At 68.3% G+C, this 22079-nt stretch carries 18 protein-coding genes; 5 read left to right on the top strand and 13 right to left on the bottom strand.

Going from position 1 to position 22079, the window contains the following annotated elements; genetic code table 11:
• Positions 1–6 precede the first annotated feature (6 nt).
• On the bottom strand, positions 7–915 hold the full coding sequence (locus BLS50_RS34635; protein ID WP_074808553.1) for a DMT family transporter: 909 nt from the start codon (positions 913–915) through the stop codon (positions 7–9).
• A 90-nt stretch (positions 916–1005) separates the two neighbouring features.
• Between BLS50_RS34635 and BLS50_RS34630 the strand changes: the two genes are divergently transcribed.
• Entirely contained in the window at positions 1006–1806 is an 801-nt protein-coding gene (locus tag BLS50_RS34630) for an AraC family transcriptional regulator (protein WP_074808549.1), read from the top strand.
• 20 nt (positions 1807–1826) lie between these two features.
• Here the strand turns inward: BLS50_RS34630 and BLS50_RS34625 are convergent, their stop codons facing one another.
• Together BLS50_RS34625 and BLS50_RS34620 are read right to left on the bottom strand one after the other, a co-directional pair.
• The gene (locus BLS50_RS34625) at positions 1827–2312 is read right to left on the bottom strand and encodes an anthrone oxygenase family protein (protein WP_011545743.1); all 486 of its coding nucleotides are present in this window, start codon (positions 2310–2312) and stop codon (positions 1827–1829) included.
• Positions 2313–2314: 2 nt separating this feature from the next.
• Positions 2315–3139: a Rossmann-fold NAD(P)-binding domain-containing protein gene (locus BLS50_RS34620; protein ID WP_074808546.1), complete on the bottom strand. Its 825-nt coding sequence runs from the start codon at positions 3137–3139 to the stop codon at positions 2315–2317.
• Positions 3140–3234: 95 nt separating this feature from the next.
• Here BLS50_RS34620 and BLS50_RS34615 point away from each other — a divergent pair, with 95 nt between their 5' ends.
• Positions 3235–3900: a TetR/AcrR family transcriptional regulator gene (locus BLS50_RS34615; RefSeq protein WP_074808543.1), complete on the top strand. Its 666-nt coding sequence runs from the start codon at positions 3235–3237 to the stop codon at positions 3898–3900.
• Between the two features lie 70 nt (positions 3901–3970).
• Here the strand turns inward: BLS50_RS34615 and BLS50_RS34610 are convergent, their stop codons facing one another.
• From BLS50_RS34610 to BLS50_RS34590, 5 genes are all read right to left on the bottom strand, one after another.
• A complete protein-coding gene (locus BLS50_RS34610; RefSeq protein ID WP_074808540.1) occupies positions 3971–4825 on the bottom strand; it encodes a 3-hydroxybutyryl-CoA dehydrogenase in 855 nt (284 codons plus the stop codon).
• A gap of 38 nt (positions 4826–4863) precedes the next feature.
• Positions 4864–6057 (bottom strand): beta-ketothiolase BktB, encoded by a 1194-nt coding sequence (gene bktB, locus BLS50_RS34605; protein ID WP_074808536.1) that lies wholly within the window; start codon positions 6055–6057, stop codon positions 4864–4866.
• Positions 6058–6105: 48 nt separating this feature from the next.
• Positions 6106–7734, bottom strand: coding sequence for an electron transfer flavoprotein-ubiquinone oxidoreductase (locus BLS50_RS34600; RefSeq protein ID WP_124625373.1), 1629 nt, complete (start codon positions 7732–7734; stop codon positions 6106–6108).
• Positions 7735–7815: 81 nt separating this feature from the next.
• Complete coding sequence (locus BLS50_RS34595) at positions 7816–9606, bottom strand: acyl-CoA dehydrogenase (protein WP_074808531.1); 1791 nt, start codon at positions 9604–9606, stop codon at positions 7816–7818.
• Between the two features lie 204 nt (positions 9607–9810).
• Positions 9811–10647: an AraC family transcriptional regulator gene (locus BLS50_RS34590; protein WP_027805602.1), complete on the bottom strand. Its 837-nt coding sequence runs from the start codon at positions 10645–10647 to the stop codon at positions 9811–9813.
• Positions 10648–10758: 111 nt separating this feature from the next.
• Between BLS50_RS34590 and BLS50_RS34585 the strand changes: the two genes are divergently transcribed.
• Positions 10759–11961 (top strand): FAD-dependent oxidoreductase, encoded by a 1203-nt coding sequence (locus BLS50_RS34585; protein ID WP_074808529.1) that lies wholly within the window; start codon positions 10759–10761, stop codon positions 11959–11961.
• 212 nt (positions 11962–12173) lie between these two features.
• On the opposite strand, the gene BLS50_RS34580 is transcribed toward BLS50_RS34585, so the two are convergent.
• Both BLS50_RS34580 and BLS50_RS34575 read right to left on the bottom strand, forming a co-directional pair.
• Positions 12174–13334, bottom strand: a complete 1161-nt coding sequence (locus BLS50_RS34580) for an AraC family transcriptional regulator (protein ID WP_074808526.1) — start codon at positions 13332–13334, stop codon at positions 12174–12176.
• A complete protein-coding gene (locus BLS50_RS34575; RefSeq protein WP_074808523.1) occupies positions 13334–14968 on the bottom strand; it encodes an AMP-binding protein in 1635 nt (544 codons plus the stop codon). The genes BLS50_RS34580 and BLS50_RS34575 overlap by 1 nt, the downstream gene beginning before the upstream one ends.
• Before the next feature lie 301 nt (positions 14969–15269).
• Here BLS50_RS34575 and BLS50_RS34570 point away from each other — a divergent pair, with 301 nt between their 5' ends.
• Both BLS50_RS34570 and BLS50_RS34565 read left to right on the top strand, forming a co-directional pair.
• Entirely contained in the window at positions 15270–16061 is a 792-nt protein-coding gene (locus BLS50_RS34570; protein WP_012337237.1) for an HAD-IIB family hydrolase, read from the top strand.
• Between the two features lie 184 nt (positions 16062–16245).
• Positions 16246–17346 carry an AraC family transcriptional regulator gene (locus BLS50_RS34565; protein ID WP_074808522.1) on the top strand — a complete coding sequence of 367 codons (1101 nt, stop codon included), beginning with the start codon at positions 16246–16248 and terminating at the stop codon, positions 17344–17346.
• 15 nt (positions 17347–17361) lie between these two features.
• Here the strand turns inward: BLS50_RS34565 and BLS50_RS34560 are convergent, their stop codons facing one another.
• From BLS50_RS34560 to BLS50_RS34550, 3 genes are all read right to left on the bottom strand, one after another.
• Positions 17362–18873, bottom strand: coding sequence for a sensor histidine kinase (locus BLS50_RS34560; protein ID WP_074808518.1), 1512 nt, complete (start codon positions 18871–18873; stop codon positions 17362–17364).
• Positions 18873–19592, bottom strand: a complete 720-nt coding sequence (locus BLS50_RS34555) for a response regulator transcription factor (RefSeq protein ID WP_011545754.1) — start codon at positions 19590–19592, stop codon at positions 18873–18875. The genes BLS50_RS34560 and BLS50_RS34555 overlap by 1 nt, the downstream gene beginning before the upstream one ends.
• Before the next feature lie 173 nt (positions 19593–19765).
• The gene (locus BLS50_RS34550) at positions 19766–21847 is read right to left on the bottom strand and encodes a bifunctional diguanylate cyclase/phosphodiesterase (protein WP_074808515.1); all 2082 of its coding nucleotides are present in this window, start codon (positions 21845–21847) and stop codon (positions 19766–19768) included.
• Positions 21848–22079: the final 232 nt, after the last annotated feature.

Below are 22079 nucleotides of genomic sequence, written 5' to 3'. Positions count from 1 at the left end.
GAGCGCTCATTGACGGACTCCTTGCGCCCCGCCGGCCTGAAACGGAAAGCGCTGCGCGATCGCGACGCCGAGCAGCGCGACGCTGCCGCCGATCAGGTGATACAGCCGCAGCGATTCGCCGAGCAGCACGATCGCGCCGGCGGCCGTCATCACGGGCAGCAGGTTCATGAACATCGCGCAACGGCTCGGGCCGAGCAGCCGCACGCCCTGCATCCACAGATACGGGAGCACCACCGACGCCAGCACGCCGGCGTAGAGGATCAGCGGCACGCTCGCGCGCGTCGGCCACGCGGCCTGCGCGGGCAAGCGCAACAGCATCGGCACCATGAATACGAGCGAGGCCAGCGCCTGCACGTAGGTCGACTGCCAGGCTGGCAGCGCGCCGATGCGCCAGCGCTTGAGCAGCACGCCGTAAAGCGCGTACGCGGCCGATGCGGCCAGCATCAGCAGGTCGCCGAGATGCACGCCGCGCGCGGCGATCGCCGTTGGATGCCCCTCGGCGATCAGGTAGACGACGCCCGCGAGCGACAGCACCCCGCCGCCGATCATGCCGGCGCCGGGCGGATCGCCGAGCAGCAGCGAGCTCAGCAGCATCGTCATCAGCGGTACGAGCGCGGTGATGATCGCCATGTTGGTCGCGCTGGTCGTCTTCGCGGCCTCGTAGGACAGGCTCTGGAACAGCGCCATCGCGAGAAAGCCGAGTACCGCGAGCTTCGGCAGGTGCGCGACGAGCACCGCGCGATTACGCCACGCGGGGCGCAGCGTGAAGACGCTCATCAGCGCCACCGCAAGCAGCAACCGGTAAAACGTGATGGCCGACGGGTCGATCGTCGAGGCGGACAGCTTCGACACGACGACGTTGCCGGCCCACAGCGCGATCGCGCAGAAGGGGAGCAGAAAAGGAGACTTGTTCATCGCGTTTGACGGATTAATATCGTGACAGGGAGGCTGGCGTGAATCGGAACGCCATCGTGCCCGCCCGCCCACTGCCTGTCTCACGCCAAAATGTCACGACTTGTCGCCAATCGGACACGCGAGTCCACCCCGCCGTTTGCGCACCTGCGCTACGAATCGACGCCGATGCCCGTGTCGGCGATGGCGGCCACGTACGTGCACGGCACGTCGATCGCGCCGCACCGCCATCGCCGCGCGCAACTGCTCTATGCGATCGAGGGCGTGATGCACGTGGAATCGGAAGGCGCGTCGTGGGTCGTGCCGCCGACGCGCGGCGTGTGGCTCGAAGCCGGCCTCGACCATACGGTGCAGATGAGCGGCGACGTGCAGATGCGCACCGTATTCGTCGAACCGGGCGCGGTCGAGCACCTGCCCGCGCGCAGTTGCGTCGTCGAAGTGCATCCGCTGCTGCGCGAGCTGATCCTCGCCGCGGTCGACGTGCCGCTCGATTACGCGCCGGGCTCGCGCCACGATCACCTGATGCACCTGCTGCTTGCCGAAGTGACCGTCGCGCCGCTGTTGCCGCTGTACCTGCCGTGGCCGCACGACGCGCGCCTGCGGACGATCTGTGACACGCTGGTCGCCACGCCCGACGACCTGCGCACGATCGCCGAGTGGGCCAACCTGCTCGGCCTGTCGGTGCGCACGCTGCATCGCGCGTTCCGGCGCGAGACGGGGCTCAGCTTCCGCCGCTGGCGCGAGCAGGCGCGGCTGCTGCTCGCGCTCAAGCGCCTGGCGCACGGCGAGAAAGTGCTGACCGTCGCGATGGATCACGGCTACAGCAGCCAGAGCGCGTTCTCCGCGATGTTCAAGCGGCACTTCGGGATGTCGCCGTCGGCGTTTTACGCGTAACGGCTGCGCTGTCGATACCGCTAGCGCGCCGCGATTGCCGCGATGAAGCATGCGCATGCGGCGGCCGACGCCACCGTGCGCACGTGATTCCACCTCGTCCAGTCGTGCAGGTAGCGCGTCCACAGCGCCGCGCCTTGCGCCGTGGCCGGATCGGCCGCGGCGAGCGCGTCGTTGAGCGGCACGTTGACGGCCATCGTCACCGCGAACATGCCGAACACGTAAAGCACGCCGCCGGCGAGCGCCGCCATCGCGCCCGGCGAGTCGCGATCGAACAGCGCGATCACGACGAGCGCGAGCGCCATCAACGTCGTGCCGAGGAACAGCGGCATGAACGGCGAACGCACGATGTCGACGTTGATCGCGTTCATCGCGGCCGCGCCGGCCTGCGGCGCGAGCCGTCCGAGCGACGTCATCACGAACGTCGAGAACGCGAAGTACACGCCGGCCATCAGCCCGCAGCCGATGGCGGAACCCCACAGCAACGCTGAAGTCACGAACGCGATCATGGTCAGGCGCTCCATACGCCGGTCGCGGCGACCGCGCGCGCATAGTCGGTGAAATCGCGCGCCGGGCGCCCGAGCGTGGCCTCGACCCCATGCGTCACCGCGCTGTTGCGCCCGTCGAGCACCACGTCGAACAGGTCGTCGAGCAGCGCGACGACCGGCTCCGGCACGCCGGCCTCGCGCAGCCCCGCGACGAACGCATCGTGCGGAATCCTGCGGTAGGCGATCGGCCGCCCGGCGGCCCGCGCGATTTCGCCGACCGCTTCCGCGAACGTCAGCGCGCGCGGGCCCGTGACCTCGATCACGCGGCTCGCGAAGCGCGCATCGGTGAGCGCGGCCACGGCAACGTCCGCGATGTCGTCCGCATCGACGAACGGCTCGCGCACCGCGCCGGCCGGCAGCGCGACTTCGCCGGCCAGCACGCCCTCGAGCAGATAGCCCTCGGAGAAGTTCTGGTTGAACCAGCTTGCGCGCACGACGCCCCAGCCCACGCCCGACGCCTGCAATGCCGCCTCGGCCGCCTGCGCACGCGGCTCGCCGCGCCCGGACAGCAGCACCACGCGCTCGACGCCGCTCCCCCGCGCCAGCCGCGCGAATCCGGCGATCGCCTCCACCGCGCCTTCGACGGCCAGATCGGGCTGGTAGGTCACATAGGCGGCCGACACGCCGTCGAGCGCGGCGGGCCAGGTCCCGGGCGCCGTCCAGTCGAAGCGAACGGCCGACGTGCGCGACACCGGCCGCGTCGCGAGGCCGCGCGCGCGCAGCCGGGCATCGACGCGAGCGCCCGTCTTGCCCGAACCGCCGACGATGAGGATGGGAAGGGCCGACATGTGCGTCTCCTTTTTTGAAAAACACGAGAATGTCTCGCGTTTTAAAAACACGATAGACTCTCGCATTAGCAACGTCAAGTTTTTCGGGAGACGGCATGGGCCGACAAAAATCGGGGCAGAACGACGAGCCCGACGCGGCGGCAGCGGACGCGCCGGCGCGCGCGCGGCTGGTACCGACGCAGCAGCGCAGCCGCGAGCGGTTCGAGCGCATCCTCGCGTGCGCGTCGGACGTGATGATCGAGAAAGGCTGCGATGCGTTCCGGATGAGCGACATCGTCGAACGCACGGGCATCTCGTTCGGTTCGCTGTACCAGTACTTTCCGGACAAGGCGGCCGTGATCGGCACGCTCGCGGAGCGCTACAACGCAGTCGGGCACGACTGCGTGCGGCGCGACCTCGCGGGAATGAAGACCATCGACGACCTGCACGCCACGCTCGCGCGCATCACCGACAGCTACTACCGGATGTTCGTCGACGAGCCGCTGATGCGCGACATCTGGCGCGCGACCCAGGCCGATCGCGCGCTGCAGGCGCTGGACCGCGCGGATGGAGCATTCCTGGCCGGCCTGTTCGCGGATGCGTTGGCGGAAGTCGCGCCCGACACGACCCGCGCGCAGCGCAGCGCATTCGCCGAGTTGATGATGATCCAGATCGCGGCGGCCGTGCGCCACGCGATCACGCTGCCGCCGAAGGCGGCGCGGCAGCTGCTCACGATGTTCAAGCGCATGCTGCCGCGCGACTTGTCGGTGCTCGACGCGTGATCGCGCCATGCATGCCGCACAAAGCACGCGGCCGCCCGAAGGCGGCCGCGCGAAGTAGGATGAAGGCCGCTTACTTGCTGTAGTCGTACACCCCACGCCCGGTCTTGCGCCCGAGCCGCCCGGCCGACACCATCTCGCGCAGCAGCGGGCACGCACGATACTTCGGATCGCCGAAGTCCTTCACGAACACGTCCATCACCGCGAGGCACACGTCGAGGCCCACGAGGTCGGCCAGCGCGAGCGGCCCGATCGGGTGGTTCGCGCCGAGCTTCATCCCCGCATCGATCTCCTCGGCCGACGCGATGCCTTCGGCCAGCACGAAGAACGCTTCGTTGATCATCGGCACCAGGATCCGGTTCACGACGAAGCCCGGCGAATTGCGCACGCCGATCGGCGACTTGTCGAAACGCTCGGTCAGCGCACGCACGGCCGACGCGGTCGCGTCGCTCGTCTGCAGCCCGCGAATGATCTCGACGAGCGGCATCAGCGGCACCGGGTTGAAGAAGTGCATGCCGAGAAAACGCGACGGATCGGCGAGCGGCGCCGCGAGCGCGGTGATCGAGATCGACGACGTGTTGGTCGCGATGATCGCGTCCGGACGCGCGACCGCCTCGATCTGCTTCAGGATGCGGCCCTTCAGCTCGACGTTCTCGGTCGCGGCTTCGATCACGATGTCGACGGCGGCGAGCTTCGCGTAGTCGGTCGACGTCGCGATGCGCGCGAGCGCCGCATCGCGTGCGGCCGCGTCGAGCTTGTCCTTCGACACGAGCCGCTCGAGGCTGCCCTTGAGCGTCGCGAGGCCCTTGTCGAGCGCGGCGTCGCTGACGTCGATCATCACGACGTTCAGTCCTGCAACGGCGGCGGTTTGCGCAATGCCGTTACCCATGGTTCCGGCGCCCACGACGCCGACGGTTTCGATGGCCATGACGATTCCTGTGTATTCGGAGGCTGAGCGGTCGATTATCAGATGTTCTCGAAGATCGCCGCAATCCCCTGGCCGCCGCCGATGCACATCGTCACGAGCGCGTAACGCCCGCCGATGCGCTTCAGCTCGTACAGCGCCTTCACCGTGATCAGCGCGCCGGTCGCACCGATCGGGTGACCGAGCGAGATGCCCGAGCCGTTCGGGTTGACCTTCGCCGGATCGAGGCCGAGCTCCTGCGTGACCGCGCACGCCTGGGCCGCGAACGCCTCGTTGGCTTCGATCACGTCGAGATCGCTGATCTTCAGGCCCGCGCGTTCGAGCGCCTTCTGCGTGGCCGGCACCGGGCCGATACCCATGTACGCCGGATCGACGCCTGCGTGCGCATACGCGACGAGGCGGGCGAGCGGCTTCACGCCCTGCGCGCGTGCGGCGTCCGCGCTCATCATCAGCACGGCGGCCGCGGCATCGTTGATGCCCGACGCGTTGCCGGCCGTCACGGTGCCGTTCTCCTTCGCGAACACCGGCTTGAGCTTCGTGAAATCGTCCGCGCTCGCGTCGTGACGCACGTGCTCGTCGGTATCGAACGCGACTTCGCCCTTCTTCGTGCGGATCGAGATCGGCAGGATCTGGCCCTTGAAGCGCCCTTCCGCGATCGCACGCGCCGCGCGACGATGCGATTCGAGCGCCAGCGCATCCTGCGCGTCACGCGAGATGTCGTATTTCTTCGCGACGTTCTCGGCGGTCACGCCCATGTGGATCGTCTGGAACGGGTCGTGCAGCGCGCCGAGCATCATGTCGACGAGCTTGCCGTCGCCCATGCGCTGGCCGAAGCGCGCGGCCGGCACGGTGTACGGCGCGCGGCTCATGCTCTCCGAGCCGCCGCCGATCGCGACGTCGGCATCGCCGAGCATGATCGTCTGCGCGGCCGATACGATCGCCTGCAGGCCCGAGCCGCACAGGCGGTTCACGGTCAGCGCCGGCGTGTGCTGCGCGACGCCGCCGTTGATCGCCGCGACACGCGCGAGATACATGTCCTTCGGCTCGGTGTTCACGACGTGGCCGAACACGACGTGCCCGACCGCGTCGCCCGGCACGTTCGCGCGCGACAGCACTTCGGCGACCACCTTCGCGCCGAGGTCGGTCGGCGAGAAATCCTTCAGGCTGCCGCCGAAATCACCGATCGCGGTACGGACACCGCTCACCACCACGACTTCCTTCGCTGCATTGCTCATCGTCTCACTCCGGTTCGTTCGCGCCCATGGGCGCGGGGATGCGTTGCGTTACATGTTCGGATAATTCGGCCCGCCGCCGCCTTCGGGCGTGACCCACACGATGTTCTGCGTCGGGTCCTTGATGTCGCAGGTCTTGCAGTGCACGCAGTTCTGCGCGTTGATCACGAGGCGCTCGCTGCCATCATCGTTCTTCACGAACTCGTACACCGCCGCCGGGCAGAAGCGCGCCTCCGGCCCTGCGTACGTGCGCAGGTTCACGTTCACCGGCACGCTCGCGTCCTTCAGCGTCAGGTGCGCCGGCTGGTTCTCCTCGTGGTTCGTGTTCGAGATGAACACCGACGACAGCCGGTCGAACGTCAGCTTGCCATCCGGCTTCGGATACGCGATCGGCTCGCACTGCGACGCCGGCTTCAGCATCTCGTGGTCCGCGTGCTGGTGATGCAGCGTCCACGGCACGTTGCCGCCCATCACCTTCTGCTCGAGCCCCACCATCAGCGTGCCGAGGTACAGGCCCTTGGCCATCCACTGCTTGAAGTTGCGCGCGCGGTACAGCTCCGTGTACAGCCACGATTGCTTGAACGCATCCGGGTACGCATTGAGTTCATCCGACTGGCGGCCGGCCTGCACCGCGTCGAATGCGGCGTCCGCTGCCAGCATGCCGGTCTTGATCGCCGCGTGGCTGCCCTTGATCCGCGATGCGTTCAGGAAGCCCGCGTCGTCGCCGATCAGCGCGCCGCCCGGGAACACCGTCTTCGGCAGCGACAGCAGGCCGCCGGCCGTGATCGCGCGTGCGCCGTACGACACGCGCTTGCCGCCTTCGAGGAACGCGCGGATCGACGGATGCGTCTTGTAGCGCTGGAATTCCTCGAACGGCGACAGGTACGGGTTCGTGTAGCCGAGGCCCACCACGAAGCCGACCACCACCTGGTTGTTGTCCATGTGATACAGGAACGAGCCGCCGTACGTGTCGGACTTCAGCGGCCAGCCGGCCGTGTGGATCACGAGGCCCGGCTTGTGCTTGGCCGGGTCGATTTCCCACAGTTCCTTGATGCCGATCCCGTACGCCTGCGGATCGGCGTTCGCGTCGAGCTTGAACTTCGAGATCAGCTGGCGGCCCAGATGGCCGCGGCAGCCTTCGGCGAACAGTGTGTACTTCGCATGCAGCTCCATGCCGAGCTGGAAGTTCTCGGTCGGCTCGCCGTCCTTGCCCACGCCCATGTTGCCGGTGGCGACGCCTTTGACCGAGCCGTCGTCGTTGTAAAGAATTTCCGCGGCGGGGAAGCCGGGGAAAATCTCGACGCCCAGCGCCTCGGCCTGTGCCCCAAGCCAGCGCGTGACGTTGCCCAGCGAGATCACGTAGTTGCCGTGATTCTTGAAGTTGTCCGGCAGCGCCCAGTTCGGCGTGGTCACCGCGCTCTTCTCGGACAGGAACAGGAAGCGGTCTTCCGTCACCTCGACGTCGAGCGGCGCGCCGCGCTCCTTCCAGTCGGGAAACAGCTCGGTGATCGCGCGCGGGTCCATCACCGCGCCCGACAGGATGTGCGCGCCGATCTCGGAACCCTTCTCGAGCACGCACACGCCGATCTCGGTGCCTTTCTCGGCGGCCAGCTGCTTGAGCCGGATCGCCGCCGACAGCCCGGCGGGGCCGCCGCCGACGATCACAACGTCGTATTCCATCGATTCGCGCGGGCCGTATTGCGCGAGCAAGTCCTGTGTGGTCAAAATCCTGTCTCCTGCTGCGTCCCGACCGTCAGTGGGTCAGAACTGGTCTTCCGTCAACGCGAGCACGCTCTCGTTGCCCTTCGCGCCGACGATCGACGCTTCGAGTGCGCCCGCCTGCACCAGCACGTGCTCCGCATAGCATTGCGCGATCGCGATCTTCGCGTCGAAGAACGCAACGTCGCTCGCACGGTTCGCGTGAGCGGCCAGCAGCGCGCGCGCCATTTGCCATCCGCACAGCACGACGCCCGCGAGCTTCAGGTACGGCACGCTGCCCGCGAACACCGCATTCGGGTCCTGCTTCGCGTTCGCCAGCACGTAGTCCACCGCCGACGACAGCGAGCGTGCGCCCTTCTCCAGCTGCGCCTTCATCGAGGCGGCCGCCGCACCGTCCAGCTTGCCGAGCGCCGCGACGGTCTCGCCGATCTCGGCGATCAGCGCCTTGGCAACCGCGCCGCCGTCGCGCAGCGTCTTGCGGCCGACGAGGTCGTTCGCCTGGATCGCGGTCGTGCCTTCGTAGATCGCGAGAATCCGTGCATCGCGGTAGTACTGCGCGGCGCCGGTTTCCTCGATGAAGCCCATCCCGCCGTGCACCTGCACGCCCAGGCTCGCCACATCGTTCACCATCTCCGTGCTCCAGCCCTTCACGACCGGCACCAGATATTCGTAGATGGCCTGATGACGCGCGCGCGTCGCCTCGTCAGGATGGCGGTGGGCAATGTCGCTGTGCGCGGCGGCCACATAGGCCAGCGCCCGCGCGCCTTCGGTCAGCGCACGCATCGTGCCCAGCATCCGGCGCACGTCCGGGTGATGGATGATCGTCACCGACTGCTTGGCCGAGCCGTCCACCGGGCGGCTCTGCACGCGTTCCTTCGCGAATTCGGCCGCCTTCTGGTACGCGCGGTCGGCCACGCCGATCCCCTGCATCCCGACCCCGAAGCGCGCCGCGTTCATCATGATGAACATGTATTCGAGGCCGCGGTTTTCCTCGCCCACGAGATAGCCGATCGCGCCGCCGTGGTCGCCGTATTGCAGCACCGCGGTCGGGCTCGCCTTGATCCCGAGCTTGTGCTCGATCGACACGCAGTGCACGTCGTTGCGCGCACCGAGCGAGCCGTCGTCGTTGACCATGAACTTCGGCACGATGAACAGCGAGATGCCCTTCACGCCTTCCGGCGCGTTCGGCGTGCGCGCCAGCACCAGGTGGACGATGTTGTCCGCCATGTCGTGCTCGCCCCACGTGATGAAGATCTTGGTGCCGAATACCTTGTAGGTGCCGTCGCCCTGCGGCTCCGCGCGCGAGCGCACCAGCGCCAGATCGGAGCCGGCCTGCGGCTCGGTCAGGTTCATCGTGCCGGTCCATTCGCCGGAGATCAGCTTCGGCACGTAGCGCTGCTTCTGCTCGTCGGTGCCGGCCGTCAGCAGCGCTTCGATCGCGCCGTCGGTGAGCAGCGGACACAGCGCGAACGACAGGTTCGATGCGTTCAGCATCTCGATGCACGGCGTCGCGATCAGCTTCGGCAACCCCTGGCCGTCGTATTCGGCCGGATGCTGCAGCCCCTGCCAGCCGCCTTCGACGAACTGGCGGAACGCTTCGCCGAAGCCCGGCGTCGCGGTCACGACGCCATCCTTCCAGCTGCTCGGGTTGCGGTCGCCTTCGACGTTCAGCGGCGCCAGCACCTCGCCGCAGAATTTCGCGGACTCGTCGAGCACGGCCTGCGCCGTGTCGTAACCCGCATCCTCGAAGCCCGGCAACTGCGCAACGGCGTCGATGCCCGCGAGTTCCTTCAGCACGAACAGCATGTCCTTGACGGGGGCGTTATAGCTCATGGTCGATGTTCCAATCAGGCAGTGAATAGGGCGCCGGGGGTCCGGTACGGCAAAACCGGCCAGAACCGGCGACGTGATGGGCCATCCTAACGCCGGGGTGCCGGATTTTCATTGTCATATCCGGCCCACATGGTGACAAAATCGGCCACGTCGCGCGCGGGCGGCGGCCGTCGCATCTGGCCGCGAAAGCCCGTCCGGCGGGCATCAGCGCCCGTCCGGCTGCCGTTCCGGTCGGGTTGCGAAATAGTGCGCGGGCGAATCGCCGAGCGCCTTGCGGAACATCGCGATGAAGTTGCTGGGCGATGCGTAACCCACCCGGTCCGACACCTCAGCCACCGGACAGCCGCGGGCGAGCAGGTCGAGACCATGCGCGAGTCGAACCTGCTGGCGCCATTGCGCGAAGCTCAACCCGGTTTCGGCCGACATGAGCCGCCGCAACGTACGAGGCGACATCGCACCGAACGTCGCCCATGCGTCGAGCGTGCGCCGGCTGCCCGGATCGTCGAGGAGCGCCCCGGCCACCCGCGCGAGCCGCGGATCGGCGGGCATCGGCACGTGCAACGCCTCGCGCGGCGTGCGACGGATTTCGTCATGGATAACCGCAGCCATCCTCGCATGCTCCGGCGCCAGCGGCGCGTGCCTGCCCCATTCGATCGCACGATGCACGAGCGAGCGCAGCACCGCGCTGATGCCGATCACGCACGGCTCGTCCGGCAGGCCCGCGCAGAACGGCGGTGCGGCCAGCAGCACCCAGCCATCGGGCGCACCGCTCACCCGCACCTTGTGCGGCATGCCGGGTGGCACCCAGCCCGCACGATGCGGCGGCAGCAGCCACGCACCGCGCGGCGTATGAACGTGGATCAACCCCGCCTCGACACACAGCACCTGACCGCGCGCGTGCGCGTGCCAGTCATAGTCGCGTGTGCCGAGCCGATACGCGCTGGCCGGATCGTCGTTGCCGCGCAGCGCGATCAGCGCGGGACCGTCCAGCCATTCGCTGTAGTCGGGAAGCGCCACGTCGGCGGCGGTACTGTTATCCATGTTGGCCAGTCTACGGCATTGAACGGCCAGATGCCGTTATCCGACCACCGGTTCCGCACGGAACAATGCATGCCGGACCGCACGCCCCGCGCGGTTAACGGAGAGCATTCCATGCAAAACATTCACGTCGCCATCGTCGGTGCGGGTCTCGGCGGCCTGGCCCTCGCCCAGGCATTGAAACAGGCCGGCATCGCGTTCGATGTCTACGAGCGCGACGCCGCCCTCGACAGCCGGAGGCAGGGCTACCGCATCCGGATCGACGCGACCGGCCAGCGCGCGCTGGCAGCCTGCCTGCCGGCCGGGCTGGCGGCATTGTTCCGGGCATCGGCGTCGCAGGGCACCGGCGGTTTGCGGCTCGCGACACCCCGGCTCACACCGGCCGCCGGACATGCGCCCGCCGGCTGGCACACTGCGCCGGACACGGCGGACCTGAGCGTGAACCGGCTGACCCTGCGGGAGATCCTGATGGCCGGCATCGAGGATCGCGTGCATTTCGGCCACGCGGTCGACCGCTATCGACTGCTGCCCGACGGCCGCGCACACGTGACGTTCGCGAGCGGCACGTCCGGGTCGGTCATGTGCGACGTGCTGGTCGGCGCGGACGGCGTCCATTCGACCATCCGCGCACAGCTCGTTGCGGCGGCCGCGCCGGTCAGGACGGGCGCCCTGTGCGTCTACGGAAGGACCCGGCTGCCGACCGATGATCCCGCCTTCGCCGAAGCCGCCGGGTTGCGCGCCGCCACCACGGTGATCGTGGCCGACGGGTGCGCGGCGGTCCTCGAGGACATGCGATTCCGCGGCGACCTGCGGGCGCTCGCCGCCCATGTGGCGCCGCGCAGCCGCTTCACACGGCCGGACGACTATTTCTACTGGGCCGTGATCGGACCGTCGAGCCGCTTCGGGCTGGATGGCGCCGACACGACGGCCGCGCTTGCAGCGCGACTCCCGGCCGCACTCCGACATGTTGTGCGAGACTGGCACCCGGTGCTTCGCCGCCTGCTGCTCGACACACCGCCCGGCGCCGTCACCGCGCTGCCCGTGCGTCGCGGACGCCCCGACGTGGCGCTGCCGGCCGGCCCCGTCACGTTACTGGGCGACGCGATCCATGCCATGAGTCCCGCCGGCGGCGTGGGCGCCAATACGGCGCTCCGTGATGCCGGCGCGCTGGCAGCGTGGCTGGCCGGGCAGACCGCCAACGGTGGCGATATCCGGCACGCACTGACGCGATATGCCGAAGACATGCGTGGGTGGGCGACCGACGCGGTGATCGCGTCCGATCGCGCGGCCACGCTGCTGTTTGCCGGGGGTTGTTGAATGGAATGCGTTCGTCAGGCCGGAAAGACAGATCGACAATCGCGGCAACGCACACCGAAGGAAACGACCGACCGGGTGCGCGCCTGCACGGCCCGAGGAACGAAGGGCGCCTGTTATGGGAGTGTCCGCTGAAAAACCAGCCATGAAAACCGCAAGGGAGCCGCTTATGGGATTCGATCCGGAAAGCTGCGACTTACCGCCCCGCGCCGGCGTCACGCCCGACGCCGGTACGTCCCCGGCGTACTCCCCGTCCAGTGCCGGAACGCGCGATGAAACGCGCTCGGATCGTCGAAGCCGATATCGGCGCCGATCGCCGCGATCGTGTCCGGCGTATCGGTCAGCCGCTGGATCGCGATATCGCGCCGCAGCTCGTCCTTCAGCACCTGGAACGTCGTCCCTTCGGCGGCCAGGTGGCGGCTCAGCGTGCGCACCGAACAATGCAGGTGCTCGGCCGCCTGGTCGATCGCGGGCAGATCCGGCAGCGCGGCCGACAGGTACTGCCGCACGCGGTGGCACACGAGCTGTTCGCTGAACGATTCGAAGATCCAGTCGCCGGGCGCACGCGCGAGGAACTTGCTCAGATTGCGCTTGCTCTGCCGGATCGGCGCGTCGAGGTAATCGGCGCTGAAGCGCATCAGCGTGCGCGCGCAGTCGAACTGCACGGCGCCGGTGAAGAAGTACAGGTGATCGACCGCGTGGCGCGGCCGCGGGCACGCGAACTCGATCTGCAGCAGCGGGATCTTCTGGCCGATCAGCCAGGAGCACACGCCGTGCACGAGCTTGAGCATCAGCTCCTGGCCGAGCGCGCCGATCGGCCCAATGGCGTCGTTCGGGCGCAGCAGCACCTGCGCGACGAGATCGTCGCGCTTCGATTCGACGAAGAAGTCGTCGAGCAGGATATGGAAGAATTGCCCGAAACGATGCAGCGCCGTTTCGAGGTTGCGCGCATCGAGCAGGCTCAGGCACAGGTACTTCAGCGTGCCGCCGCGCAGCGGCCGCGAGAAGATGCCGGGCATCTCGTCGTCGAGATCGATCGCGAGCGTGCGGTACAGCGTCGAGAACTGCTCCTCCGTCACACGCGCGTGCGGCTCGCCGAGCAGCTCGATCGGAATGCCGGCGCCGCGCAGGTAGCGCTCGACCACGTCGCGCTGCACGCCCGCGCTCGCGAGAAAGCCGTTGACGAGCGAGATCGGCACCGTCGCGCTCGGCGAAGGCAGCGCACGCCCGGGCCGGGCGGAAAGTGAATCTGAGCCGGTCATCGCGTCCCCGTCGATCGAACCGAGCGCATTGTACTTGAGCGGCCCGCGCGCCACCTTCGGGGTCGTCGGCGCACCGAGCCGCGCAGCCGAGGCCGCGCGGCGCGCCGCTCTCATCAGTCGGTGCGGCTGAGTTCCCGGCGCAGGATCTTGCCGACCGTCGACTTCGGCAGCCGGTCGACGAAGCGCACGAGCTTCGGCACCTTGTACGCGGCCAGGCTCGCGCGGCAATGCGCGACGAGTTGCGCTTCCGTCACGTCTGCGTCCGGCGCGAGCACCACGAACAGCTTGACGGCCTCGCCCGTGCGCGGGTCCGGCACGCCGATGCACGCGCATTCCGCGACGCCCGGCAGCGCGGTCGCGACCGCTTCCACCTCGTTCGGGTACACGTTGAAGCCGGACACGATGATCATGTCCTTCTTGCGGTCGACGATCCGCAGGAAGCCGGCCGCGTCGAACACGCCGACGTCGCCGGTGCGGAAATAGCCGTCCGCCGTGAACGCGGCCGCATTCGCGTCCGGCTTCTGCCAGTAGCCGCTCATCACCTGCGGCCCCTTCACGCAGATCTCGCCCGCTTCGCCGACCGCCACCTCGCGATCCTGGTCGTCGAGCAGCTTCACGTCGGTCGACGGCAGCGGCAGGCCCGTGGTGCCCGTGAACCGGTCGATCGACTGCGGGTTGAACGACACGACCGGCGACGTTTCCGACAGCCCGTAGCCCTCGCGGATGAAGTTGCCGGTCACCGCCTTCCAGCGCGACGAGATCACGTCGATCACCGCCGCGCCGCCGCCGGCCGACAGCTTCAGCCGCGACCAGTCGACCTCCTTCAACCGCGGATGGCCGGCCAGCCCCGCGTACAGCGTGTTCACGCCGACGAACACCGTCGGCCGCGCGGCCTTCAGCACGTCGATGAACCCGTCCATGTCGCGCGGGTTCGCGACGAGCCAGTTCTGCGCGCCGATCGCGAAGTAGGACAGGAAGTTCACCGTCAGCGCGAAGATGTGATACAGCGGGATCGCGGTGACGACGACTTCCTCGCCCGGCCGGCGCGCATCCGGCACGATCGCCGCGAACTGCGCGATGTTCGCGACGAGGTTGCGATGCGACAGCGCCGCGCCCTTCGACAAGCCGGTCGTGCCGCCCGTGTATTGCAGCAGCAACAGGTCCGCGCCGCTCAGCGCAACCGGCTCGCACGCGAGCGATTCGCCGGCGGCGATGGCTTGCGCGAGCGCGGTCGAACCGGGCGGCAGCGCATCGCACGTGCCGGCCGGCGCATCGACGACGCCGAGATCCTCGCGCCCCACGCTCAGCACGGTGCGCACGCGCGTGCCGCCGACCACGTCCGCGAACGTGCCCATCGACCCGCCGCAGACGACCGCCACCTCGACCCCGGCGTCGTTGAGCTGATGCTCGAGCTCGCGCGCGGTGTAGTGCGGATTCACGTTGACCTGGATCGCGCCGATCTTCGCGACGGCGACGAACACGACCGGGAACGCGAGCACGTTGGGCAGCATCACGGCCACGCGATCGCCCTTGCGCACGCCGACCACCTGCTGCAGGTACGCGGCCAGCGCGGTCGACAGGCGCTCGACGTCGGCATAGGTGAGCGTGCGGCCGAACGCATGGAACGCCGGACGGTCGGCGAAGCGGCGCATCGCGTCGTCCAGCAGCGCGCTGACGGACGGATGGCGATCGGCATCGATCTCGGCGGGGATCGAGCCATACGACCCGGTCCAGTGTCTCTTCGTCATGTCTCACTCCTCTTTGGACGGCACGCCAGCCTGCGTACCGTTCGCACGGCGGCCTGCACGCCCGAAGGACGCGGGCCGCCGCCTGACCGGCGACTATCGCCCGCGCGACGCGCTTTGCAAATGATCCGGGCGGCCGAAAACATGATCGAAACGGACACGCGCGCACGCCGGCGTGTCCGGGCAACCCCGCCGGACGCCGCCACGCGCATATTCCCGGGCGCGAATTGCAAAGCAGCAAGCGGCATGGCGCGGCGTGCCGCCGTTCCTCATAATCGACGACCGTCCCTCATTCGCCGAGACCATGCAGCCGCTCGCCCTGGCCCCCGCCGACACCTTCTCGTCCGTTCGCTTCCTGCTGACCGACATGGACGAAACCCTGACCCATCGCGGTCGTCTGGCCGCGCAGACCTATGCGGCGCTCGAGCGGCTGCAGACACGCGGCATCCGCGTGATTCCGGTCACCGCCGCGCCGGCCGGCTGGTGCGACCAGATGGCGCGGATGTGGCCGGTCGACGGCGTGATCGCGGAGAACGGCGGGCTCTTCATCCGGCGCGGCGCGGACGGACACGGCGCCGAACGCCGCTACTGGCACGCGGACGATGCGCTCGACGGCGCGCGCGACGCGCTGCGGCGCATCGCGCAGCATGTCGGGAAGGTCGTGCCCGCCGCCCGCCACGCGGACGACCAGGACTTCCGCCTGACGTCGCTCGCGTACGCCCGCGGCGGCGGCGACCACGATCAGCGGATTCTCGACGCGCTGATCGAGGCCGGCGCGGACGCGACCATCAACAATCTGTGGGTGATCGGCTGGGTCGGCGGGTACGACAAGCTGTCGATGTCGCTGCGCGTGCTGGCGGATACGTTCGGCGTCGATGCCGGTGCGGCGCCCGGTTGCGTCGCCTATTCGGGCGACTCCACGAACGACGCGCCGATGTTCGGCTATTTCGCGCATACGGCCGGCATGAGCACCGTGGTCGAGTATCTGCCGCAGTTGCCCGCGCCGCCGCGCTGGATCACGCAAGGCCCGGGCGGCAGCGGCTTCGTCGAATTCGCCGACGCGATCCTGCGCGCGCAGCCCGGCGATCGGGGCTGACCACTCGCGCAGGTCAACACGTGGACCGCCTCGCGAAACCGTTCGCGCGGCAGGCAGGCGTCTTCCAGGCCGGGTGATGCCGCGTGGCGCCGGCGTGTATCAGGGTGAACCCGGTGGCGGATGGGACCGTTCCCGCGCAGAATTGCGTGCCGTCAACGATATCGATTCGGACGCAGGACCCGCCATGCCGCGCAGTGCGCTCTTGAAACCGACCGACACCCGTCCCGCCCGGCTGCCGGATGCCGCTCCCACCCACGCGTTGCGCGAGCAGCGCTTCACGCCGGCCAAGCTGGCCGTGCTGGTCGACGTGGCCGCGCAAGCCGGCCTCGACCCGGCGACGGTGCTCGCCGGCACCGGCCTCACCCTGGCCGACGTCGCGGACCCGTTCGCGCTCACGTCGCCGCTGCAGTTCCTGACGGCCGCGCGCAATGCGGTCGGCCGGTACGACGGCACCGACCTCGGCGTGCGCGTCGGCCGCCGGCTGCACGCGTCGAGCTACGGCATGTACGGCTACGCGATGCTGTGCTCGGAATCGCTCGCGCATGCGTTCGATTCGGCCGTCAAGTATCACCGGCTCGCGAACGGCATGCTGCCGATCCGCTGGGTCGAACAGGGTGATACCGCATCGTGGCTGTTCCCGGACCGGCACGAAGTCGCGCTGCCCGATCTCGACGAGCCGCTGTACCGTTTCCTGATCGACATGCAGTTCGCGCTGCACGTGACGATCATCAAGGACGTGATGGGCGGATGGTGCGTGCCGGCGCGCGCACAGTTCGCGCAGCCGCGGCCGCCGCACGGGGCACTGCTGGCCGACGCGCTCGAATGCCCGATCGCGTTCGACCAGCCGCATCACGTGCTCAGCTATCCGGCGGCGTGGCTCGCGCGCGCGCCGCAGCTCGCGAACCCGATCACCGCCGCGCAGGTGTCGTCGCACTGCGCGCAGTTGCTCGACGAATTGCGCAGCCAGTCGGGCATCACGCGACGCGTCTACGAGGAACTCACCCGCACGCCGGGACAATTCCCGGACATCGACGCGATCGCCGAGATCCTGTGCATGACCTCGCGCACGCTGCGCCGCAAGCTCGAAGCCGAAGGCACGTCGTACAGCGAACTGCTGACGAGCGTGCGCAAGGCGCTCGCGATCGACTACCTCAGCACGACCACGCTCAGCACCGAGGACATCGCGCTGACCCTCGGCTTCAGCGATGCAGTGGGATTTCGCCACGCGTTCAAGCGCTGGACCGGCACGACGCCGAGCGACGTGCGGCGCAAGCGCGGCGGATGACGCCGCCGCTCTCGGTCAGCGCGCGTCGCCCGCCGCCGGCGACGCGACCGCCAGCGCAAACTCGAACACCGCGCCGCGCCCGGGCCGGTCGACGAGCCGGATGCCGCTGCCGTTGAGCACGAGCATCCGGTGCACGATCAACAGGCCGAGCCCGCCGCTCGTCGCGGTGCCGCCGCTCATCGGCCGCTGCGGCCGCTGGAACAGCCCTTCGCGCCGCGCCGCCGGAATCCCTTCACCGGTATCCGACACGGTCACGATCACGCGCTCGCCCTGCGGCTCCAGCGCGATCTCGACCTCGCCATGCGAAGGCGTGTGCCGCAGCGCGTTGTCGAGCAGGTTGGTCAGCACGCGCTCGATCATCCCGAGATCGGCCGACACCACCGGCACGCGCGGCGGAATCCGCGCATGCAGCGCGACGCCGCGCGATTGCGCGGCCAGCTCGAATTTCTGGAACACGTCCTGCACGAGATCGACGAGCGAGAACGGCTCGCGCTCGGCCTGCACGCCGCCCGATTCGAGCCGCGCGAGCTCGAACAGCGCCTGCGCGAGCCGTCCGACCTTCGCGCTCTGCGCGAGCGCGATCGACAGGTAGCGCCGCCGCTCGGGCTCGGGCAGCGTGTCGGCCTTCAGCGACAGCGTCTCCAGATAACCGTGCAGCGACGTGAGCGGCGTACGCAGGTCATGGGAAATGTTCGTGATCAGTTCGCGCCGCTGCTGGTCCTGGCGCGTCAGCGCGCGCCACTGGTCGCCGATCCGGTCGGCCATCTGCGCGAACGCAGATTCGAGCACCGCGATATCGTCGCCGCGCTGGCCCGGCGGCAAGCGCAGCACCGGCGGCTGCACCTCAGCCGCACCCGGCGCGCCAGGCGCACCGTTCGCGTCGAAGCCGCGCATCGCGGCCGTCAGCCGGCGCAGCGGACGCGTGATGAAGCTGAATGCGACGAGGCCCGCGATCAGGCCGAGCAGCGCGACGATCGCCATCGACCACAGCGTCGTGCGCAGCACGTTGCCGGCGTCGACGCGCGCGGCGAGCCGGTCATGCGCCTCGCCGAGCAGCACCACGTAGATGTAGCCCGACGGCGGCTGCCCCGCGCGCTGCAGCGGCGCGGCGCTGAACACCTTGCGCGCGTCCGGGCTGCGCGGATCGTCGCCGAGGATCGGCAGCGGCTGGCCCGCAATGAAGCGCTGCACGGGCGCGAGATCGACGCGGTCGCGCTTCACGTGGCCCGGCGGCGCATCGTCGCCCTTGATGCGCCCCGCGTTGTCGAGCAGGTACACCTCGACGCTCGGGTTCACGCCCATCAACTGGCCGAACAGCGTGCGCACGGCGTCGGGGCGCAGCCCGTTCGCGTCCATCAGCGGCGCGCTGTTGGCGATGTTCGTGGCCAGGTCGCGCGACAGCGCCTGCACGACTTCCTTCTCGCGCATGTCGTTCGCACGGATCTGCAGCCATGCCGACGCGCCCGAGCACGCGATCAGCAGGATCGAGAACACGAGCGACAGCCGCCGGGTGAGCGTGAGCTTCATCACGCGTCCCGCTGGCCCGGCGCGGCGAGCTTGTAGCCGCGTCCCCACACCGTGAGGATGCGCACCGGCTCGGCCGGATCGGCCTCGATCTTCGCGCGCAGCCGGTTGATGTGGGTGTTGACCGTATGTTCGTAGCCTTCGTGCTGATAGCCCCACACCGCATTGAGCAGGTCCATCCGCGAGAACACCTTGCCCGGGTGCCGCGCGAAGAAATACAGCAGGTCGAATTCGCGCGGCGTGAGGTCGAGGCGTGCGCCGTCGACGCTCGCCTCGCGTGCGATCGGATCGATCGCCAGCCCCGCGACGTCGAGCGTGCCCGCGTCGATCCGCGAATCGCGTGCGAGCGCATCGACGCGCCGCAGCAGCGCCTTCACGCGCGCGACGAGTTCGAGCACCGAGAACGGTTTCGCGAGGTAGTCGTCGGCGCCGAGTTCGAGGCCGAGGATGCGATGCACCTCGCTCGACCGCGCGCTCGTGATGATGATCGGCGTATAGCGCGTCATCGCCCGCGCCCGCCGGCAGATCTCGAGGCCGTCGACGCCCGGCAGCATCAGGTCGAGGATCAGCGCGTCCCAGTTGCCCTGTTCGAGCAGGCGCAACCCTTCGGCGCCGTCCGCGCTGTGCACGACCTCGTAGCGCTCGTCGCGCAGGTGCAGGCTCAGCACGTCGGCGATGTCGGCGTCGTCCTCGACGATCAGGATGCGTTTCGGTTGGTCCATGGCGGTGGGCGGCGGCACGTCGGAGCGAGGCTCGGGAAGGGTTGTCGGGCGGCGATCGGCGGCCCGGATCGAAACGCGGTGGAAGGCCGCGCTGCCGTCATTGTGCAAAATTTTGCGGCGGAGAGTGATCACATTTCGTTTAACTCTGGACCCCGACGCATTCCCACCCGGAATCAAACAGGCTTGATCGCAGTGCCTTGCGCGGTCATTTCGACGAAGTGATCCGCCGGCATCGGGCGCCCGAGCAGAAAACCCTGCAGCGAGTTGCAACCGAGGCGGGTCAGGAACTGCTGCTGGGCCGCCGTTTCAACGCCCTCCGCGACGATCTTCAGGTCGAGTGCCCGGCCGAGCGCGACGATCGCCGAAATGATCGCGGCGTCTTCGGTATCGTGCTCGAGATCGCGGATGAATCCCCGGTCGATCTTGAGCTCGCTGGCCGGCAAGCGCTTCAGATACAGCAAGCTTGAATAACCCGTTCCGAAGTCGTCGATGGAAATGCGCACGCCCATGTCGTGAAGCTGCTGAAGGATTCTCAAGCTGGCGTCCGCATCGCGCATCGCGGTCGATTCCGTGATCTCCAGCGTCAGGCAGTGCGGCTCCAGCGCGTGCCGCTGCAAGGTGGCCTCCACGACCCGGATCAGGCTCGCGTGACCGAATTGCAGCGGCGACAGGTTGACGGCCATCGTCCAGTCGGTTCGACCCGCATCGCACCACACGCGCATCTGCCGGCAGGCCTCGTCCAGCACCCACTCGCCGATCGGCACGATCAAGCCGGTCTTTTCCGCAATCGAGATGAACTGATCGGGTGAAATGAGACCGCGCGTCGGGTGCATCCATCGCAACAGCGCCTCGACGCCGATGATCGGTCCATGGGGAACGTCGAACTTCGGCTGGTAATGCAGGACCAGTTCACGCCGCTCCAGCGCCAGACGGAGCTCCTGCACGATTTTCAGGTGCTCGCGGACATTCGCGTTCATCGATGCCTCGAAGAAGCAGTACGCGTTCCGGCCGAGTGCCTTGGCGTGATACATCGCTGCATCGGCGTTGGTCATCAGGTCGCGGAAATCGCTGCCGTTGCCGGGATAGAGCGCAATGCCGATACTGGCCGACACGCGCAATTCGTGTTCGGACACGCGGAACGGTTTCCGGATCACCGCCAATATCTTGTCCGCCACGTCGGCCGCGTCCGCGGGCTCGTCCACTGCCACGGCCAGCACGAATTCATCGCCCCCCAGGCGGGCAATCGTGTCCTGCGAACGCAGGTTCGCGCCGATGCGCCGCGCCACGTCGACCAGCAACAGATCGCCGACGTGATGACCATAGGCATCGTTGACCGCCTTGAATCCATCGAGGTCCATGAACATCAGCGCGAAGCTCCCGTGCTCGCGGTCGGCGCCCTGGATCGCCTGATCGATCCGGTCCTCGAGCAGCACGCGATTGGGGAGCTTGGTGAGGTTGTCGTGCAGCGCCAGATACGTCAATTCCTGGTTGGCTTCGGCCAGTGACGTGGCCAGTACCGCCGTGCGGGCCTCCAGACGCAGGTCGAGGATGGAGACGACCAACGCGATCGCGAGTATGGCCAACGTGGCCACGATGATGACCAGTGCAAGCCAGCCGGCGTCCATGCGCGAGCCGGCTGCCCCGCAGAGGCTGCCGAGCGGGAAGCGGGCGGCGGCCATCCCGGTATAGTGCATGCCGGCGATGGCGGCGCCCATCAGGACGGCCGATCCCAGGTTGAGCAGGCGCACGCGCGACGAGTTGGCACGCCGGATGAATACGATCCACAGCACGGCACCCGATGCGACCACGGCAATCGCGACCGACAGGCAAACGAGCAACGGGTCGTACTGGATGCCGGGCGACATGCGCATCGACGCCATGCCCGTGTAATGCATGCCCGCCACGCCGGCCCCCATCAACATGGCCCCGCCGCACAGCCGGCGCCACTTCAGCGTGTCCCGGCAGACGAGCCACAGCGCGCACGTGGAGCAGACGATGGCGATCAGCAACGACAGCACGGTAATGGCCGGATCGTATCCGAGTGGAATCGGCAATGCGAAGGCAAGCATGCCGACGAAATGCATCGACCAGATGCCGGTGCCCATCACGCAAGCCCCGCCGACCAGCCACCACCGTGCGGCATGCCCCTGAGCGGCCTTGATACGCCCGGCCATGTCCAGCACGGTGTAGGACGCCAGGATGGCAATCAGGAGCGAAAGAAGAACGAGCAACGCGTTATAACTGGTCGGCAGCATTGTTGTTTACAGATCGCTTTCGATTCGGCGACGACGAGACCACGCGTTGCATGGGATCTTCGTGAATTCGTGTGAAGGTTGGGCGCAAAAGGAAAGCGGTGCCAAAGGAACGGAATGGTTGTGCGACCAACCAGACGATTCCAGCGACCACCGCTTGCATGGCGGATCATAAACGCGACCTTCCGTTCAGGGAAGGATTTACCGCTGCGGGGTGTGGAAGGGTGCGGGAGGG

This window comes from Burkholderia orbicola, assembly GCF_900100915.1.
Lineage (GTDB): Bacteria > Pseudomonadota > Gammaproteobacteria > Burkholderiales > Burkholderiaceae > Burkholderia > Burkholderia orbicola.
This window is presented reverse-complemented; position numbering and strand designations above follow the sequence as displayed.